Raw genomic sequence first — 18,743 nt, forward strand, 5'->3', positions numbered from 1 at the left:
CATCGCCGGGAGCTCAACCCGCTGCCCCCGCCAGCGTCGCCGGGCCAACGCGGTCTCCTGGCGCCTGCCCTCTTCCCCGACCAGTTGGAGGGCGGGCGCCGTCGCGTTCCCCGACGGCTCGGCGGCGTTCCGCCACGGTCCCGTCGCGTTCCCCGACGGTCGGGCGGTGCCAGGCGTCCGGAGCCGTCCGCCGGGCGGCGCGATCCCGCGCAGCGGGCTGTTGTTCGTCGGTGCCAGGTGGCAGACTGCGGCCGACGGCCGGGGGGCTGGGCGAGTGCGGAGGACGACGTCGATGGGCACGACTCAGGCAGGCGGGGGCGCCACCGTACGGCGTCTGCTGCTCGGCACCCAGCTGCGCAAGCTCCGCGAGGCCAGAGGTGTCAGCCGGGAGGAGGCCGGGTACTCGATCCGGGCCTCCGAGTCCAAGATCAGCCGGATGGAGCTCGGCCGGGTCGGCTTCAAGGAACGCGACGTCGCCGACCTGCTCACCCTGTACGGCGTCGAGGCCGAGCAGGAGCGCGCCACCCTCCTCGGGCTGCTGCGCGACGCCAACGCCAGCTCCTGGTGGCACGAGTACGGCGACGTGCTGCCCGGCTGGTTCCAGAACTACCTGGGGCTGGAGGAGGCCGCCGCCGAGATCCGCAGCTACGAGGTCCAGTTCGTCCACGGGCTGCTCCAGACCGCCGACTACGCCCGGGCCGTGGTCACCGCCGGCTGCCACGCCCACGGGCCGCAGGAGATCGAGCGCCGGGTCGACGTACGGCTCAGGCGGCAGGCGGTGCTGACCGCCGAGCGGGCGCCGCAGCTGGTCGCCGTCCTGGACGAGGCCGCGCTGCGCCGGCCCTGGGGCGGGCCGGAGTTGATGCGCGGTCAGTTGGACCGGCTGCTGGAGCTCGGCGAACTGCCCAACGTCCGGCTCCAGGTGCTGCCGCTGGGCAACGCCGGGCTGAGCGCGGAGAGCGGCGCCTTCACCGTCCTGGGCTTCGCCGAGGCCGAGCTGGCGGACGTGGTGTACCTGGAGCAGTTCACCACCGCGCTCTACCTCGACAAGCCCGCCGAGGTGGCCGAGTACCGGCAGGCGATGGACGACCTGGTCGCGGACAGCCTGGACCCGGCGCCGACCCGGGACCTGCTGCACGCGATGCGCCAGGAGTTGTAGTCCGTCAGTACCATGAGTCCCCATCAGGTCGGTGCATGAGAGGGAACAGATGTCGTACTTCTCCGAGTTGGCGCTGCAGTACATCGACGGCGAGTGGTGCGGCGGCAGCGGCTCCTGGGACATCGTCGACGTCGACCCCTACACCGGCGACAAGCTCGCCGCCATCACCGTCGCCACCGTCGACGAGGTCGACCGGGCCTACCGCGCCGCCGAGCGCGCCCAGAAGGCATGGGCCGCCGCCAACCCGTACCAGCGGCGGCTGGTCTTCGAGCGGGCGCTGCGGCTGCTGGAGGAGCGCGAGCCGGAGATCGTCCGGGCGATCATGGTCGAACTCGGCGGCACCGCGCTGAAGGCCGGCTTCGAGCTGTCGCTGGTCAAGGACGTGCTGCGGGAGTGCCTGCACCTCTCGGTGGCCCCCGAGGGCCGGCTGCTGGCCTCGCCCGCCCCCGGCCGGGAGAACCGGCTCTACCGGCTGCCGGTCGGCGTGGTCGGCGTGATCAGCCCGTTCAACTTCCCGCTGTTCCTGGCGCTCAAGGCCGTCGCCCCGGCGCTCGCGCTCGGCAACGGCGTCGTCCTCAAGCCGCACCAGGAGACCCCGGTGGTCGGCGGCGGACTGATCGCGAAGCTCTTCGAGGACGCGGGGCTGCCGCCCGGCCTGCTGAACGTGGTGGTCACCGACATCGCCGAGATCGGCGACAGCTTCCTGGAGCACCCGGTGCCCAAGGTGATCTCCTTCACCGGCTCCGACAAGGTCGGCCGGCACGTCGCCACCGTCGCCGCCGCGCACTTCAAGCGGACGGTGCTGGAGCTCGGCGGCAACAGCGCGCTGATCGTCCTCGACGACGCCGACGTGGACCACGCCGTGGACGCCGCCGTGTTCAGCCGCTTCATCCACCAGGGGCAGGTCTGCATGGCCGCCAACCGGGTGCTGGTGGACCGCGCCGTCGAGGCCGAGTTCACCGAGAAGTTCGTCGCCAAGGTCGCCTCGCTCACCGTCGGCGACCCCAAGGACCCGGCCACCCACATCGGCCCGCTGATCAACCCCGTCCAGGCCGACGCCCTCGACGCCCAGATCGACCAGGCGATCGCGGCCGGCGCCACCGCACTGCTGCGCGGCACCACGACCGGAAGCCTGATGGCGCCGACCGTGCTCACCGGCCTGGCGGAGGGCGCGCCGATCCTGCGCAACGAACTCTTCGGCCCGGTCGTGCTGCTGGTGCCCTTCGACGGCGAGGACGAGGCCGTGCGGCTCGCCAACGACACGCCGTTCGGGCTCAGCGGCGCGGTGCACACCGCGAACGTCGAGCGCGGCGTGAAGCTCGCCCAGCGGATCGAGACCGGCATGATCCACGTCAACGGCGGCACCATCGCCGACGAGCCGGGCGTGCCCTTCGGCGGCGAGAAGAACTCCGGCGTCGGCCGCCTCAACGGCGAGTCCACGGTGGACGCCTTCACCACCGTGAAGTGGATCTCCGTCCAGCACGAGCGCGCGGTCTTCCCCTTCTGATCCGGGGGAATCCGGACGTGCGGGCCTCCCGGCGGCAGCCGCCGGGAGGCCCGTGTCGCTCTGCCGTTCAGGCCGGGTGGCGGAGCAGGCCGTCGGTGGCGAGCTCGAAGCCGAAGGGGGCCGGGATCGGGACACGGTCGCCGAACTTGCCGTTCCACTGCCGGTGGTAGCCGCTGCCGGACGGCTCGGAGTAGAGCGTCAGATCGCCCTCGCGCGGGTCGATCAGCAGGTACAGCGGGATGGCCATGAGCGGGTAGTCGCGGACCTTGCCGACCAGGTCGTTCTCCGGGTTCGACGGGGAGACGATCTCCACGGCGATGGCCGCCTGCTCGGCGGGGACCTGGTTGCCGCCCTCCTCGAGTGCCGAGAGGGGGATGTAGGTCAGGTCCGGGTTGCGGAGCTTGCCGACGTTCGGGGAGGCGAGGTCGGTGTTCTCGCTGGGCATCAGGCCGCTGGGTTCGTGAGCTTCGAACTGCCTTCGGATGAGCAGCAGATTGCGCTGGTGGATCACCGACGGGCCGGCCGTCATGATGATCTCGTCGCCGGAGATCTCGATCTTCCACCCGGTCGGAGGCGTCAGACTCCGGGCGTAGGCCAGCAGCCGGGCGTGGCGGTCGGGGATCTGGAACTCGCCCATGGCGCCGTATTCTCCCACCGGACAGGCCGAAAGGCCGTCGCCGGACGGGCGACGGCCTTTCGACGGGGAGCGTCGGTCAGAAGACCGGCTGGCCGGCGCGGACGAGGCGCCAGGAGTCGGTGAAGAAGTCGGCGGGGTCGATGACGCCCTTGGCCTTGACCCAGGCGATCATCGTGTTGCGGATCTCGTCGGAGTTCGACCAGACCATCTTGGCCTTGGCGACGTGCGGGAAGTTGCCGCCGCCGTTGGCGCGGTAGTTGTTCACGGCGAGGACGAACTCGGCGGCCGGGTCGATCGGCTTGCCCTGGAAGGACAGGTTGACGATCCGCGAGCCCTTCGGCTGGGCGATGTCGATGTCGTAGCTCAGGCCGTAGACCGAGTCGTAGTTGTAGTCCGGGGTGGCCTCGGCGCCGGTCAGGGCCTCCTTGTCGACCGGGGCGCCCGGGGCGAGCTGGTTGTAGTACTTGACCGAGTACTCCAGGTAGTCCTTGAGCTGGGCGCCCGTCAGGATGCGGGCCTCCAGGGTGTTCTCGTAGATGTAGAGGCCCGCGGCGTCGCGCAGCTTGACCTGGCCGGACGGGATCAGGGCGGTGCGGTTGAACGGGGCGGCCTGGGCCAGCACCGGGAGCTTGGCGTACTGCCCGCCCGCCAGCGCGGCCTTGACGGCGTCGGCCTGGACCTTGCCGATCAGGTCGATGATCGGGGTGGCCTTGAAGCGGGCGTCGGCGATCGACAGCTCGATCTTGCTGGTGCCGATCTGCTGGTTGACGTACGCGACGACCTTCTTGTGCTGGTCCGCGATCGCGTTGGTGATCTCCGGGTTCTCCGGCACGGTGTTGGAGTTCAGCAGCCGCGAGGAGACCGAGGCGACCTTCCAGACGCCGTCGACGAACTCGACCTCGAAGTCGAAGCAGGTCAGCCGCTGGCCGTAGCAGAGTGGCTCGGAGAGGACGACGGTGCGGCCGGTCTTCTTGTTGACGACCAGGCGCTGCGCGATCTCCTTGTGGGCGTGGCCCACCAGCACCGCGTCGATGTCGGGGACGGTCTCCGCCAGCGCCACCGAGACGTTCTCGCCCCAGGGCAGCTGGTCGCCCCAGGTGGTCGCCTCGTCGCAGCCGGAGTGCGCCGAGACCACGATGACGTCCGCGCCCGCGGCCTTCATCCGCGGCACCCAGGTGGCGGCGGTCTCGACGATGCCCGGGAAGACCATCTTGCCGCTGACGTTGGCCTTGTCCCAGATCGCGATGCCCGGGTTGGTGAGGCCGAGGATGCCGACCTTCACCGGGCGGCCCCCGCCCAGGCGCAGCTCCTTGATCACGTAGGGCTTGAAGGCCGGCTTCTCGTTCTTCGCGTTCAGCGCGTTGGCGCCCAGCAGCGGGAACTCCAGCTGGTCCTCGTAGGCCTTCAGGAGCGGGATGCCGTAGTTGAACTCGTGGTTGCCGAGCGCGGCTGCGTCGTACTCCATGAGGTTCATGGCGACGGCCATCGGGTGGTCCGGCACGGTGTTGGCCTCGGTGTCGATCGACTCGATCCGGGCGTAGTAGTAGGACAGCTGGGTGCCCTGGATGGTGTCGCCGGAGTCGATCAGCAGGCAGCGGTCCCAGCCCTTCTCCTCGCGCACCTGGTTGGCCAGGGTGGAGATCTTGGCGAGGCCGACCGCGTTGTGGGCCTTGTCGGTGTACTCGGCGTCGGTGAAGTAGTCCCAGTTGAGCACCCGGCCGTGCAGGTCGGTGGTGCCCATGACGGTGAAGGCCTGCTTGCGCGGCTTGCGCTGCTGGCCCTTGGCGGCCGCCGTGTCCGGCTGGGCGGCCGCGGCGGAGGGGGCGGCGGCCAGGGTGGCGCCACCGGCCAGGGCGGCACCGGCGGCGGTGGCGGCGGACCGGGTGACGAAGTCACGGCGGTTCAGGGGCATGGACGACTCTCCCGAGTGGGGCGACGGCGGATGGACCGTCAACTGGTATTCGTGAACAAAAGTGTGCGTGCACGCGTCGACGCGCGTAGAGGGACGCGCGTAGAAGTGTGCCGTGCGGGCCGGGGTGCTGAATAGCCCCCTGACCTGTCCAAGAGGTGAGATCTTGGCGACTCGCTCGTGACGGGATCGGGGGAGAAGCGGGGTGACGGGGAGGCGGGGACGGGCTGTGGGGCGGGCCGTGGGGGCCGGGGGGCGTGGGGGCCGTGGGGGCGGGCCGTGGGGAGGGCCGACCGACGTCCGGTCAGGACAGCTCGCCCACGAGCCGGTCCACCTCGCGGCCCAGCTGGACCGCCGGGTCCGGATCGCCCGGCCCCGCCCAGGGCTGCCAGGCCCGCGCCCGCAGGTAGCCGGCCACCGCGACCGGCAGCCGGTGCCGGACGATCCGCTCCGCCACCGGGCTGCTCGGGCCGGCCACGTGCAGCGCCGCCAGCAGGCCGTCCACCCCGGCCGAGGGCGGCAGCGGCACGGTGTCCAGGTAGGCGGCCAGCGCCACCAGCCCGGGGTCGGGGGCCGGGCGCGTCGGCCGCTCGCGCTCCGGCTGTCCGCGTTCCGGCCGCTCGGGTTCCGACCCGCCGTGCCCCGGCCCCTCGCGCTCCGGCGCGCGCGGTCCGGTGACTCCCGTCCCCCCGATCCCCCCGAGGGCCGTCCCCGTCCCGCCGCCGGACACCCCGCGGCGGCCTCCGCGGGGCCCCGGGGCGGGCGTCAGCAGCGCGCCCACCCCGTACAGCCCGGCCACGACCCCCGGCCACCAGGCCCCGCCCAGCCCGGCGAAGTGCAGCCCCAGGCCGACCGCGCCGCCGGCGCAGCCGACCAGGTTCCGGGCCGATTCCAGGTAGCGCAGCACCCGGGGGCCGAGCCCGTCACCGTCACTGGTAGCCACGGATCTCCTCGAACACCCCGTCCAGCGAGCCCGTACCGTCGAACAGCTTGCCGCCGCTCAGGTCCGCGATCCCCTGGAGCTGGCCCACCGCCGCCTCCCCGAACTTGATCGGGAACACCGGGATCGCCTTCTCCCCGGCCGGCAGCGCGTCGTGGAAGCGCTTGAAGTCGGCGTCCGTCGCACCGGCGTTGCTCTCCCCGTCCGTCATCAGCACGATCGAGGTGAACCGGTCGTCGCCGGCCGCCGCCTGCTGGCGCTCGATCACCCGGTAGGCCTCCTCCAGCGAGGAGTACACCGCCGTCCCGCCCGAGGCGGCCAGCGACTGCACGTCCGCGTCGATCGAGGCCAGCTCCGCCTGCGGGCCCGGCTGGCTGCCGGTGGGCGGCACCACGTGGGTCTTGGTCCACTTCACCGCGGAGGCGAAGGAGAGCAGCGTGATCTCCTCGCGGTCCCGGAAGCGGCGCACCCCGCGGGTGTCGTCCGCCCCGGTCAGCCGGCCCAGCGCGCTCTTCAGCGCGGCGATCCGCGAGCCCTCCATCGAGCCCGAGGTGTCCAGCACGTACACCGTCCGGGACGGGCGGCGCAGCTCGTTCTGGTACGCGGCCAGCAGGCCGTCCGCGACCGCCCTGGTGCCCGGGAACGGCAGCTCCTTGCGGCGGTCCGCGGGCAGCCCGGCCGCCGGGGCCGCGCCCGCCGTCACCGGGCGGCGCAGCGTCACCTCGGAGATCCGTTTCTGCACGTCCTCCTTGAGCAGGTACGCGGTCAGCCGCTGGAAGGAGTCGCGCTGCTCCGGCGCCGCGGCGGACATCAGCGAGAGCGGGTAGTCCGCCGACACCACGCCGTCCACCGGCCGCACCACGGTCAGCTGCTGCGGCGGCGGCAGCGTCCTGTTCAGCGACAGCAGCACCGACTCGTAGTTGACCAGCGCGCCCACCACGCCCGACTCGGCCCGGGTGTACGCCTGCGCAAGCCAGCCGGAGGAACCGGAGGTCAGCTTCTGGCCCTTGAAGAACTCCTTCAGCTGCGGCGTGGCCTTCTGCACGTCCGCGTCGGTCAGCGCCGCGCCCGCGCCGGAGAAGGCCGAGGCCACCGCGACGAGCGTGGAGAAGCCCGAGTTGGAGCGGGACGGGTCGGCCATCCCGTACGGGAGCTTGCCGGCCGCGGCCGCGGCACCGACCTGCGCCCAGGTGACCTTCGAGCCGTCGCCCCAGCCGAGTTCGCCGAGCGCCGAGGAACGCACCCCGATCGCCACCGGCGAGACCATCACCGGGGTCTCGGAGACCACCTTGGACTTGCCGGCCGGATCGAGCCGCAGGTACTGGTTGGACGGGAACCACACGGCGTCGTACTTGCCGTCGGCCCGGCCCGAGGAGACGGTGTCCGCGCCGTCCAGGGTGCCCGTCCAGGAGAACTGCACGGTCACCCCGGTGGCCTTCCGGGCGTCCTCCAGGACCGGTGCCAGGTCCTGGAGTTCACTGCCGGCCAGGACGCGCAGCACCCCGGGACGGGCCGTCTGGGCGGGCGGGTCGCTGGGACCGGGGCCGGGCCCGGGGCCCGAGCCGCCGGAGGTGCAGGCGGTCACCGCGGCGAGCGCGGCGGCCAGCGCGGCGGCGAGCAGGCCGCGGCGCTTCATCGGGATGGTCACTTGGTCCCCTTCGCCGCGGCGGTCAGCTCGCGCAGGTTGTCCAGCGAGGGCAGGGTCGCCTGCTTGATCCTGGCGGCGGTCAGATCGGGTGCGAACGTCGGCTTCTTCTCCCGCATCAGGTTCGCGAAGGCCTCCGGCTTGGCCTGCGGCCGGAGCCCGTACTTGGCCTCCAGGCCGCGCAGCACGTCGTCGTTCTGGAGGACCTCGGCGAGCGTGCGGCCGTTGTCGGTGTGGGCCACGACGGTGTGGTCCGAGTAGACCGTGGTGTCCGGGTACATCACCACCATGTCCCCGGTGGGCTTGCCCTGGAGCGGCAGGGCGGCGGCCTGCGACTCGTACGCGAAGATCAGCGGGCTGCCGATCCCCGCCCCGAAGTCCCGGAACGGCTCGTCGCTGCTGCTCTTCTGGATGCCCTGCAGCGCGTTCGCCTTGTGCAGGACGTCCTTGACGTTGGCGACGCCGGCGGCGTCCGACACCACCTGGTGGCCGTTGGCGATGTAGGAGAGCAGCGCGAGGTACATCGCGCCCGAGGACGAGCTCTCCGGGTCGGTGGTGGTCACGAACAGCTGGCCGGACAGCTCGGGGTGTGCGGCGGCGCCGCTCAGCTCCTCCCATTTGCGGTTGCCCTTCAGGGCGTTGACGTACTCGTCCATCCGGAACGTCCAGACGCCGGTGGCCGGGTCCAGGTCGGCCAGCTTGTTGTCCCTCAGGACGTTGGCCACCGGCTCGTGGGCCACGATCACCAGCGGCGAGTAGAACGGCACCAGCGGGGAGTCCTGGAGCTTCCAGATGCGCTGGATCTCCCGTGCCGGTGCCGAGCTGGCCGGAAAGGCGAAGTCGAGCCCCGGGGTCTTGGCCGCCTGGTCGCTCATCGTCCAGGAGCCGGTGGAGTCCGCCCGGACCACCAGGCCCTTCTTCGCCAACTCCGCCTTGACCGCCTCGTCCTCGAAGAAGGCGCGCTTCTCCGAGCCGATCAGGCCGGTGACGGTGACCGTCTTGGTGTCCTTCGGTCCGTCGTCGTGGGGGATCAGTGCGAAGGCGACCCCACCCAACAGGGCCAGGGCCGCAACCACCCCCAGTGCGCGTCGCATGCCGAACGCCTCCCCCTCGTCCGCTCCTTCGTCCGGGTGGTGACCCGGGGCGCCCGGGCAGCCGCCCGGGGGTGACGAGCGTCTCGCCGGGCGGGGAGCGGCGGCGGACGCGGCGGTGAACCACGGGTGAACACCCCTTCACGGAATCGCATCGGAGGGCGGCGCGGGAGGCGTTCGGGAGGCGTGCGCGAGCGCCGTGGAGCGGGGCGCTCGCACAGCGGTCCGAGGGTGTGTCAGATTGTTCAACTCGCCTTACCCCAAAGGCCATCCCGCAGTCCGGACCCGCGTCGTGGTTACGCGCCGGTAATGCCTAGTCTCAGCACTATGCGCCGAGCAAAAATCGTCTGTACCCTCGGGCCCGCCACCGACTCGTACGACCAGATCAAATCCCTGGTCGACGCCGGGATGGACATCGCCCGACTGAACCTCAGTCACGGCTCGCACAGCGAGCACGAGGAACGCTACCGCCGCGTCCGCAAGGCCGCCGACGAGACCGGCCGCAGCGTCGGCGTCCTCGTCGACCTTCAAGGCCCGAAGATCCGGCTCGACACCTTCGCCCACGGTCCCGTACTTCTCGAACGCGGCGACGAGTTCACCATCTCCACCGACAAGGGCGTCGTGGGAGACAAGGACCGCTGCGGAACCACCTACTCCGGGCTCGCCGGGGACGTCAGCCGCGGCGAGCGCATCCTGGTCGACGACGGCCGGGTCACCCTGGAGGTCGTCGCCGTCGACGGGCCGCACGTGCGGTGCCTCGTCATCGAGGGCGGCCTGGTCTCCGACCACAAGGGCCTCAACCTCCCCGGCGTCGCCGTCTCCGTCCCCGCACTCAGCGACAAGGACGTCGCCGACCTGCGGTGGGCACTGCGGACCGGGGCCGACCTCGTCGCGCTCTCGTTCGTCCGCAGCGGGCGGGACGTCGAGGACGTCCACCGGATCATGGCGGAGGAGGGGCGCCGCGTCCCGGTCATCGCCAAGATCGAGAAGCCGCAGGCGGTGGAGAACCTGGAGTCCGTCGTCGACGCCTTCGACGGCATCATGGTGGCCCGCGGCGACCTGGGCGTGGAGATGCCCCTCGAACAGGTCCCACTGGTCCAGAAGCGCGCCATCAAGCTCGCCCGCCGCAACGCCAAGCCGGTCATCGTCGCGACCCAGATGCTCGACTCGATGATCAACACCTCCCGGCCGACCCGCGCCGAGGCCTCCGACGTCGCCAACGCCGTCCTGGACGGCACCGACGCGGTGATGCTCTCCGGGGAGACCTCGGTCGGCAAGTACCCGGTCGAGACCGTCAAGACCATGGCCCGGATCGTCGAGGCCGCCGAGAACGACATCCTGGCGGCCGGGCTGCCGCCCCTGACCACCGGCAGCAAGCCGCGGACCCAGGGCGGCGCCGTCGCCCGCGCGGCCGCCGAGATCGGCGACTTCCTGCACGCCAAGTACCTGATCGCCTTCACCCAGTCCGGCGACACCGCCCGCCGGCTCACCCGCTACCGCTCACCCATCCCGGTGCTCGCCTTCACCTACGAACCGGCCGTCCGCAGCCAACTCGCCCTCACCTGGGGCGTGGAGACCTTCCTCGGCCCGTTCGCCCCGACCACCGACCAGATGGTCGAACAGGTCGACGCGGCCCTCCTCTCGCTCGGCCGCTGCCAGAAGGGCGACATCGTCGTCATCACCGCCGGCTCACCCCCCGGCCTGGCCGGCTCCACCAACCTCGTCCGCGTCCACCACGTGGGAACCCTGGACGCCTGAGCGACTCTCGTACGGCTGTCCGCGGGCGGCGTCCCCCATTCGACGGGACGCCGCCCGTCCGGCGTCGGAACGGCGGTGGCGGCGCCTGGTGCATCCATAACATCCGTGTTATGACTTGGGGAGAGGTGGAGCTCGAACCGGAGGTCCGGGACTGGATCCTCGGGCTGGGCCAGGACGACCAGGAAACGGTCGCGTTCTCCATCGAACTGCTCGCCGTCCGCGGGCCGCTGCTCGGAGAGCCGCACACCCGGCAGTTGGACGGAAAGCTGAGGGAACTGCGCTTCCATCTGAACGAACTGGAGATGCGCATCACCTACTGGATCGCAACCGGTAGGAGGATCATCCTGCTGACGGTGTTCCGCAAGACGCGCATGCGGGAGCTCGGCGAGGTCGACCGGGCGAGGCGGGCGATGCGTCGGTGCGTGGCCGAGCAGCACACCGTCGATGAGGACGAGGAGTGGGTGGGATGAGCGAACGCACGTCCTGGCGGGCCATGCGCGAGGAGATCATGAACCGCCCCGGAGCCGGTGCCGCGTACGAGGCTGCCCGGATCCGCTTCGAACTCGGTGAGGCCGTCCGCCTGCGGCGCGAGGCCCTCGGAATGACCCAGGTTCAGTTGGCGGCGGCCATCGGCATGCGGCAGCCGGCCGTGGCCCGCTTCGAGGCGGGCGGGACGATGCCCACGATCGTGGTCCTGGAGAGGTTCGCCGAAGCGCTCGGCATGCGACTCACCGTTGAGCTGGAGCCGTTGGACAAGGCGAGCTGAGCCACACCGGTGCTCTTTACCCACAGTGGTGAAGGCATGCATCGCGGACAATCCTTCGAAACGAAGGAAAAGTACCCCGAGTGGGATTCGAACCCACGCTGGATGGTGTTTGAGACCACTGCCTCTACCGCTGGGCTATCGGGGCCAACCGCAGAATCGAAGGTGGCCCCCGACCCTGAATGCCCTAAACATACCGTGTCTGGGTACCCTCGTGCATGCAGTACCCCGCCGGAACTAGGAGCCCCGTGAGCACCGCCGACGAGCAGGCGCAGCCGCTTGAGACCGATACGCCCCAGATCACCCGGATCGTGATCGCCGAGGACGAGGCGCTGATCCGTCTCGATCTGAAGGAGATGCTGGAGGAAGAGGGGTACACCGTCGTCGGTGAGGCCGGGGACGGGGAGACGGCGGTGCGGCTGGTGGAGGAGCTGAAGCCGGATCTGGCGATCTTCGACGTGAAGATGCCGATCCTGGACGGGCTCTCGGCCGCCGAGCAGATCCATGAGAAGCACCTGGCCCCCGTGCTGATGCTGACCGCGTTCTCGCAGCGGGAGCTGGTGGACCGGGCGCGTGACGCCGGGGCGATGGCGTACATCGTCAAGCCGTTCTCGAAGTCGGACCTGGTGCCGGCGATCGAGATGGCGGTCTCCCGGTACGCGGAGATGCGGGCGCTGGAGAAGGAGATCGGGGACCTCAGCCAGCGGCTGGAGACCCGGAAGCTGGTGGACCGGGCGAAGGGCGTGCTGCAGACCAAGTTCGGGCTGAACGAGCCGGCCGCCTTCCGGTGGATCCAGAAGACCTCGATGGACCGTCGGATGACGATGGCGGCGGTGGCCGAGGCGGTCATCGAGGAGGGCGAGGCCCAGGACCGCAAGAAGGCGGAAGAGGCCAACGGCGAGTAGGGCGTGACAGCGAAGGGCCCGGCAGAACGTTTCTGCCGGGCCTTCCGCATGCGTCCGGGCGTCAGTCCTCGCCGAGGTAGGCCTTGCGGACGGACTCGTCGTGCAGGAGGTCGGCTCCCGTCCCCGAGAGGACGATGCGGCCGGTCTCCATGACGTAGCCGCGGTCGGAGAGGGAGAGCGCCGCCTGGGCGTTCTGCTCGACCAGCAGGATGGTCGTTCCGGAGGACTTCAGCTCCACGATGGTGGACATGATCTTCTGCATCATCAGCGGGGAGAGCCCCATCGAGGGCTCGTCCAGCATGAGCAGTTTGGGCTGGGACATCAGCGCCCGCCCCATCGCGAGCATCTGCTGCTCGCCGCCGGAGAGCGTGCCGGCGGCCTGGCGGCGGCGTTCGCCGAGGATCGGGAACAGGCCGTAGGCCCGGTCGACGTCGGCGGTGATGCCGGCGGCGTCGGTGCGCAGGAAGGCACCGAGGAGGAGGTTCTCCTCGATGGTCATCCGGGGGAAGATGTGCCGGCCCTCAGGGGAGTGGGCGAGGCCGAGGGCGACGATCTTGTGGGCGGGGACGGTCGAGAGGTCCCGGCCGTCGAAGGTGATCCGTCCGGCGGTGGGCTTGAGCAGGCCGGACAGGGTGCGCAGGGTGGTGGTCTTGCCGGCGCCGTTGGTGCCGATGAGGGTGGTGACCTCGCCCTGTTCGACGGTGAAGCTGATGCCCTTGACGGCTTCGATCTTGCCGTAGGCGACGCGGAGGTCCTCGACCTCGAGGAGTGCGGTCACTGGTCGGTCTCCGTAACGGCCGGGGTGGTGCCTTCGAGCGGGGCGCCGAGGTAGGCGGTGATGACGCGTTCGTCGTTCTGGACGGTCTCGCGGTCGCCTTCGACGATCTTCTGGCCCTGGACGAGCACCGCGGTGCGGTCGCAGAGGTTGAAGATGAAGCGCATGTCGTGCTCGATGACGAGGATGGAGACGCCCTTGTCGCGGATCGCGAAGACGAGTTCCTCGGCGGCCCGGGTCTCCTGGGGGTTCATGCCGGCGGTGGGTTCGTCGAGCAGCAGGAGGCCGGGTTCGGAGGCGAGGGCGCGGGCGATCTCCAGCTTGCGCTGCTCGCCGTAGGGGAGGTTGCGGGCGAGGTGGTCGGCCTTCTCGGCGAGGCCGGTGAACTCCAGGAGTTCCATGGCCTTCTCGCGGCTCTCGGCTTCGGCGCGGTGGTAGCCGGGGCCGCGCAGGATGGCGGAGAAGATGCCTTCCCTGGTGCGGGTGTGCCGGCCGACCAGGACGTTCTCCAGGACGGTCATGTTGGCGAACAGCCGGATGTTCTGGAAGGTGCGGGCGATGCCGGCCTGGGTGACCAGGTGGGGCTTGGGCGGCAGCAGGGTGTCGCGGTAGCGGACGGTGCCCTCGGTGGGGACGTACAGGCCGGTGAGGCAGTTGAAGAAGGTGGTCTTGCCGGCGCCGTTGGGGCCGATGAGACCGATGATCTCGCCTTCGCCGACGGTGAGGGAGACGTCGTTGACGGCGGTGAGGCCGCCGAAGCGCATGGTGACGCCGGTGACTTCGAGCAGGGGTGCGGCGGTGGTGGTCATCGGGTCGGTCACGCCCCTGCCTTGGTGAGTGCGGTCGGCTCGCCGGTGGCCTGGGCCGGGAGGGCGGCCTCGTGGAACTCCAGCTGCCGGCGCCGGTTGGGGATGAGGCCCTCGGGGCGCACCCGCATCAGGACGATGAGGGCGGCGCCGAAGGCGAGGAGCTGGTAGTCGGCGAGGAATTCGAGCTTCTTCGGGATGAGGAAGAGCAGCGTGGCGCCGGCCAGCGGGCCGCTGATGGTGCCCATGCCGCCGAGGATGACCGCGGCGAGCAGGAAGGCGGAGTTCGGCGGGAGGGCTTCGGCGAAGGTGTACTGGTCGGGGGTGACGGTGTAGCTGACGTGGGCCTGGACGGTGCCGGCCAGGCCGGCCAGCAGGGCGCCGAGGGCGAAGGCGAGCAGCTTGAGCCGGAAGCCGTTGATGCCCATGGCCTCGGCGGCGGTCTCGTCCTCGCGGATGGCGACCCAGGCGCGGCCGATGCGGGAGTTGCCGACCCGGGCGAAGACCAGGACGACCACGGCGGTGACGAGCAGCATCAGCAGGTAGTAGTTGGAGAAGCGGCCGAGTTCGACGCCGAGGACGGTGTGCGGCTTGCCGAGGTCGAAGCCGAGGATCTCCAGGTCGGGGATGCGCGGGATGCCGTTGGAGCCGTTGGTGATCTTGGGGCCGGTGGTGCCGTTGAGGTTGAGCATGGTGATGCGGAAGATCTCGCCGAACCCGAGGGTGACGATGGCGAGGTAGTCGCCGCGCAGCCGCAGGGTGGGGGCGCCGATCAGGACGCCGAAGACCATGGAGACGACGGCGCCGGTGAGCATCGCGGCCCAGAACGGGAACTGGACGTGGATGGGGGAGGCGGGGGAGCCGGAGACCAGGGCGGCGGCGTAGGCGCCGACGCCGAGGAAGGCGACGTACCCGAGGTCGAGCAGGCCGGCCAGGCCGACGACGATGTTGAGGCCGAGGGCGACGGTGGCGAAGATCAGGATGTTGGTGGCGACGGAGGTGTACTGGTCGCTGGTCTGGGTGAAGGGGAAGCTGGCGGCCGCGGCGAAGGCGGCGCCGGTGGTGACCGGGCGGTGCTTGACGGTCAGCGCGCGCAGCCGGGCGAGCAGGCCGGCCCTGGCGAGGGCGGGGACGGCGAGGCCGACGAGCAGCAGGTAGCCGGTGAAGAGTTCGCCGTACTCGGTGTCGATGCCGAAGGTGATGGCGAACAGGCCGAGCCCGAAGGCGAGGACGATCAGCAGCACTTCGGCCCAGGAGGGGAGCGCGCGCGGCGGGGGCAGCGGCCGGTCGGCGCGGCCGAGGCGCAGTGCGCTGTTGGCGAGGTGGCCGAGCTGGAGCAGCAGGACGGCGCCGGCCGCGATGGCGAGGCCGCCGGCCAGGGCGGTCAGGACGGGGGCCACCGGCTTGTCGGTGGGGACGGCGTGGGCGCCGAACCAGGCGGCGGGGGCGACCGGGACGAGCAGGAAGAGGCGCTTGTCCAGGATCCGCAGCGGGACGGCGGTGCGGCGGTCGAGCGGCAGGCCGAGGGCGCCGAGGACGGCGATGAGGCCGCCGGCGGTGAGCACCCAGCCGCCGGGTTCGAGGTTGGCGAGGCCGCCGAGTTCGGTGGAGACGGCGGCGACGGAGTAGACGGCGACGGTGAGGGCGCCGGTGGCGGCGAGCAGGACGGCGTTGTTGCTGCGGCTGGGGGCGGCCCAGCGCAGTCCGGGGACGCCCTGGGCGGCGAGCAGCAGGACGAGGGTGAGCAGTCCGGCGGCGAGGGCGAGCCACTGGAGGCCGGCCGGGGAGCCGTAGTAGGTGAGGTCGCCGGGGAACTCGGAGGTCCAGGTCCAGGACATGGCGGCGGAGGCGGTGGTGGCGAGGGCGCCGAGTGCGGTGACGGCCGCGGCGGCGCGGGCCGGCAGCGGGATGACCGGGGTGGTCTCGGTGTGGGTGGTGGTCATGGTGGTCACGCCCTGTCCGCGACGCGCTCGCCGAGCAGGCCCTGGGGCCGGATCAGCAGGACGAGGATGAGGAGAACGAACGCCCAGACGTCCTTCCAGGCACCGCCTCCGAAGAGGTGCATGCCGGGCAGGTGCTGGATGTAGCCGGTGGCGAGGGCTTCGGCGAGGCCGAGGGCGAGGCCGCCGAGCATGGCGCCGTAGATGTTGCCGATGCCGCCGAGGACGGCGGCGGTGAAGGCCTTGAGGCCGAGGATGAAGCCCATCCGGAAGTCGACCTGGCCGCTGCGCAGCCCGTACGCGACGGCGGCGACGGCGGCGAACGCGGCGCCGATGGCGAAGGCCATGACGATGATGCGGTCGGTGTCGATGCCCATCAGCTTGGCGGTGTCCGGGTCCTGGCTGGTGGCCTGCATGGCGCGTCCGGAGCGGGTGCGGGTGACGAACCAGCCGAGCGCGAGCATGCACAGCGGGGCGGCGATGATCAGGAAGAGGTCGCTGCGCTGGATGGTGACGGAGCCGAGGCTGAAGGGGTCGCCCGGGAGCTTGGGGAAGACGCGGGCCTTCTTGGCGTCGGGGTAGAAGGAGAAGACGAGCTGCTGGAGGAAGATGGACAGCCCGATCGCGGTGATCAGCGGGGCGAGCCGGGGGGCGTTGCGCAGGGGGCGGTAGGCGAAGCGCTCGGCGGCGACGGCGGTGAGGGTGGAGACCAGGATGCCGGCGATCAGCATGAGCGGCAGGGCCAGCCACAGGGTGGTGCCGCCGGGGAGGGCGAGGTAGGCGGTCAGGGCGCCGAAGCCGCCGACCATGACGATCTCGCCGTGGGCGAAGTTGATGAGCTGGACGATGCCGTAGACCATCGTGTAGCCGATCGCGACGAGCCCGTAGAGGGCGCCGAGGATCAGGCCGTTGGCCAGCTGCTGCGGTAGGTCGTGCACCGCTGGGCCTCCGTAGTGCGTTCGGGGGTGTCCGCGTGGGTGGTGGATGTGGGTGCGCGCGGGGGCACTCGTGGCGCCCCCGCGCGGTGGTGGTGGTGAAGTGGCGCCGGTGGTGCGGGTGATGACTCTGCGTCAGTCGGATGCGGATCCGGGTCGGCGGGTCAGCCCTTGAAGGTGCCGGACTTCTCCACGGCCCACTTGCCGTCCTTGACGGTGTAGACGGTGAGCTGCTTGTTGGTGGTGTCGCCGAACTCGTCGAAGGAGACCTTGCCGGTCACGCCGTCGAAGGTGACCTTCTGGACGGCGTCGCGGACGGCCTTGCGGTCGGGGACCTTGCCGTTGTTGTCCTTCACGGCCTGCTTGACGCCCTGGATGATGGCCCAGGCGCTGTCGTAGGAGTAGCCGCCGTAGGTCTCGTAGGCGTCCTTGTAGCCGGCGGTCTTGTAGTCGGCGATGTACTTCTTGGCGGTGTCGAGGGATTCGACGGGCAGGCCGACGGCGGTGGCGTAGTCGCCCTGGCTCTTGGGGTTGAGCTTGATGAAGTCGCCGCTCTGGATGCCGTCGCCGCCCATCAGCGGGATGGTGACGTTGGCCTCCTTGAGCTGGAGGGAGAGCGGGCCGGCGGCGGGGTACTCACCGCCGTAGTAGACGGCTTCGGCGCCGGAGCTCTTGACCTTGGTGACGATGGCGGCGAAGTCGCGGTCGTCGGGGTTGACGTGCTCCTCGCCGACGAGCTGGCCGCCGAGCTTGGTGAACTCGCTCTTGAAGGTGCCGGCCAGGCCCGCGCCGTAGGTCTTCTGGTCGTCGATGAGGAAGACCTTGGTCTTCTTGGCGTCGTTGTACAGGAACTGGGCGGCGAACGGGCCCTGGACGGCGTCGGTGGTGGCGGTGCGGAAGTAGGACTGGAAGGGGCGCTTCTTCTCGCCGCTGGCCCACTTCTCGCCCTGGCTGAGGGCGACGCCGGTGTTGGCGGGGGAGACCTCGACCAGGCCGGCGTCGTCGAAGATCTGCTGCATCGACTGCGCCACGCTGGAGTTGAGCGGGCCGACGACGCCGAGGACCTTGCTGTCGCCGACCAGCTGGGTGGCGTTCTGCTGGCCGGGGGCGGGCTTGCCGGTGTCGTCCAGGGCCTTGATCTCGAACTTGACGCCGGGGACCTCGTTGGTCTCGTTGGCCTTCTTGACCGCGAGGTCGACGGAGTTGCGGATGCCGAGGCCGAGGGCGGAGAGGTCGCCGGTGAGCGGGGCGTCGACGCCGATGACGACGGTGGTGGAGCCGGAGTTGCCGCTGCCGCCGTCGGCGTTCTTCTTCTCTCCGCGGGAGCCGCAGGCGGTGAGGCTGAGGGCGCCGATCACGGCAATGCTCACGACAACTGCTGAACGATGACGCACGAGGGTCCCCTTCGGTTCGGGAGGCGCCCGCGCCGGAATGGCGGGAGCCGGAGTGCGCGGAGGGCCTGGCCCAATCGAATGGCGCGGTGACTGGCCGTGACTCTAGATGCCGTTGGGCGGCTCGGGCAGTGCTGAGGGCAGGCTGTGATTCTCTTGTTATGAGCACACGGAGCATTTGTCTCAGCATGTGGTCGTTCCGGCTCGATCGATCCCGCGATGGCGGGCGTTTACGCGCTGGTAGGGCAATGTAAGGGCCAGAAATGGGGGTTGCAGCTGGCAGCGTCGATTATCGGACGCCTGTGTCCGATGCTCTGCTTTCGGCCTTGAGCGTCCGTATTGCGGACAGAGAGGGCGCGGCCGGATGGTTCCGTGGCGCCTGGAGGCCACGGAACCGGCAAATGATCGGATTTCCTACTTGTTACACAGCGTTACGGGCGCGGGATTCGTGCCCGTCGGGCGCCGGATTCGCGCCGGCCGGGCACGGGATCCGCTCCGGCCGCGCCCGGACATGTCGACGCCCCCTTGTCCAGACCAACGCCTGCCCAAGGTGGCGGAAGGTCAAACAAGGGGGCGGAAAAG

General features: G+C 70.7%; 16 protein-coding genes and 1 tRNA gene. 6 read left to right on the top strand and 11 right to left on the bottom strand.

From position 1 onward, the window contains the following. Window positions 1–292 precede the first annotated feature (292 nt). Entirely contained in the window at window positions 293–1,159 is an 867-nt protein-coding gene (locus ACFWP2_RS02200; protein WP_380447339.1) for a helix-turn-helix domain-containing protein, read from the top strand. A 49-nt stretch (window positions 1,160–1,208) separates the two neighbouring features. Then, window positions 1,209–2,666 (top strand): aldehyde dehydrogenase family protein, encoded by a 1,458-nt coding sequence (locus ACFWP2_RS02205; protein WP_380447341.1) that lies wholly within the window; start codon window positions 1,209–1,211, stop codon window positions 2,664–2,666. 67 nt (window positions 2,667–2,733) lie between these two features. On the opposite strand, the gene ACFWP2_RS02210 is transcribed toward ACFWP2_RS02205, so the two are convergent. From ACFWP2_RS02210 to ACFWP2_RS02230, 5 genes are all read right to left on the bottom strand, one after another. Continuing rightward, entirely contained in the window at window positions 2,734–3,303 is a 570-nt protein-coding gene (locus tag ACFWP2_RS02210) for a Uma2 family endonuclease (RefSeq protein ID WP_380447343.1), read from the bottom strand. A gap of 76 nt (window positions 3,304–3,379) precedes the next feature. Then, complete coding sequence (locus ACFWP2_RS02215; protein ID WP_380447345.1) at window positions 3,380–5,215, bottom strand: bifunctional metallophosphatase/5'-nucleotidase; 1,836 nt, start codon at window positions 5,213–5,215, stop codon at window positions 3,380–3,382. 301 nt (window positions 5,216–5,516) lie between these two features. Beyond that, the gene (locus tag ACFWP2_RS02220; RefSeq protein WP_380447347.1) at window positions 5,517–6,155 is read right to left on the bottom strand and encodes a hypothetical protein; all 639 of its coding nucleotides are present in this window, start codon (window positions 6,153–6,155) and stop codon (window positions 5,517–5,519) included. Next, complete coding sequence (locus ACFWP2_RS02225; RefSeq protein ID WP_380447349.1) at window positions 6,142–7,800, bottom strand: VWA domain-containing protein; 1,659 nt, start codon at window positions 7,798–7,800, stop codon at window positions 6,142–6,144. Before ACFWP2_RS02225 ends, ACFWP2_RS02220 begins: the two co-directional genes overlap by 14 nt. Continuing rightward, window positions 7,797–8,891, bottom strand: a complete 1,095-nt coding sequence (locus ACFWP2_RS02230; RefSeq protein ID WP_380447351.1) for a hypothetical protein — start codon at window positions 8,889–8,891, stop codon at window positions 7,797–7,799. Before ACFWP2_RS02230 ends, ACFWP2_RS02225 begins: the two co-directional genes overlap by 4 nt. A 324-nt stretch (window positions 8,892–9,215) precedes the next feature. Between ACFWP2_RS02230 and pyk the strand changes: the two genes are divergently transcribed. The 3 genes from pyk (at window position 9,216) to ACFWP2_RS02245 (ending at window position 11,412) form a co-directional block, all read left to right on the top strand. Beyond that, a complete protein-coding gene (pyk, locus tag ACFWP2_RS02235) occupies window positions 9,216–10,646 on the top strand; it encodes a pyruvate kinase (protein ID WP_380447353.1) in 1,431 nt (476 codons plus the stop codon). A gap of 110 nt (window positions 10,647–10,756) precedes the next feature. Beyond that, window positions 10,757–11,116, top strand: a complete 360-nt coding sequence (locus ACFWP2_RS02240; protein ID WP_380447355.1) for a type II toxin-antitoxin system RelE/ParE family toxin — start codon at window positions 10,757–10,759, stop codon at window positions 11,114–11,116. Continuing rightward, complete coding sequence (locus ACFWP2_RS02245) at window positions 11,113–11,412, top strand: helix-turn-helix domain-containing protein (protein WP_380447357.1); 300 nt, start codon at window positions 11,113–11,115, stop codon at window positions 11,410–11,412. The genes ACFWP2_RS02240 and ACFWP2_RS02245 overlap by 4 nt, the downstream gene beginning before the upstream one ends. A 72-nt stretch (window positions 11,413–11,484) precedes the next feature. On the opposite strand, the gene ACFWP2_RS02250 is transcribed toward ACFWP2_RS02245, so the two are convergent. Beyond that, window positions 11,485–11,557, bottom strand: a tRNA-Leu gene (locus tag ACFWP2_RS02250). Window positions 11,558–11,657: 100 nt separating this feature from the next. Between ACFWP2_RS02250 and ACFWP2_RS02255 the strand changes: the two genes are divergently transcribed. Next, window positions 11,658–12,314, top strand: a complete 657-nt coding sequence (locus ACFWP2_RS02255; RefSeq protein WP_380447359.1) for an ANTAR domain-containing response regulator — start codon at window positions 11,658–11,660, stop codon at window positions 12,312–12,314. A gap of 61 nt (window positions 12,315–12,375) precedes the next feature. Here ACFWP2_RS02255 and ACFWP2_RS02260 read toward each other — a convergent pair whose 3' ends face one another. From ACFWP2_RS02260 to ACFWP2_RS02280, 5 genes are all read right to left on the bottom strand, one after another. Continuing rightward, window positions 12,376–13,092, bottom strand: a complete 717-nt coding sequence (locus ACFWP2_RS02260; protein ID WP_380447361.1) for an ABC transporter ATP-binding protein — start codon at window positions 13,090–13,092, stop codon at window positions 12,376–12,378. After that, complete coding sequence (locus ACFWP2_RS02265) at window positions 13,089–13,898, bottom strand: ABC transporter ATP-binding protein (protein WP_380447508.1); 810 nt, start codon at window positions 13,896–13,898, stop codon at window positions 13,089–13,091. The genes ACFWP2_RS02260 and ACFWP2_RS02265 overlap by 4 nt, the downstream gene beginning before the upstream one ends. Before the next feature lie 8 nt (window positions 13,899–13,906). Further along, window positions 13,907–15,838 (bottom strand): branched-chain amino acid ABC transporter permease, encoded by a 1,932-nt coding sequence (locus ACFWP2_RS02270; protein WP_380447510.1) that lies wholly within the window; start codon window positions 15,836–15,838, stop codon window positions 13,907–13,909. 5 nt (window positions 15,839–15,843) lie between these two features. Continuing rightward, entirely contained in the window at window positions 15,844–16,773 is a 930-nt protein-coding gene (locus ACFWP2_RS02275) for a branched-chain amino acid ABC transporter permease (RefSeq protein WP_359819021.1), read from the bottom strand. 161 nt (window positions 16,774–16,934) lie between these two features. Beyond that, window positions 16,935–18,164 carry an ABC transporter substrate-binding protein gene (locus ACFWP2_RS02280; RefSeq protein ID WP_380447363.1) on the bottom strand — a complete coding sequence of 410 codons (1,230 nt, stop codon included), beginning with the start codon at window positions 18,162–18,164 and terminating at the stop codon, window positions 16,935–16,937. Window positions 18,165–18,743: the final 579 nt, after the last annotated feature.

The sequence above is a fragment of the Kitasatospora sp. NPDC058444 genome (assembly GCF_042721415.1).
GTDB lineage: Bacteria > Actinomycetota > Actinomycetes > Streptomycetales > Streptomycetaceae > Kitasatospora.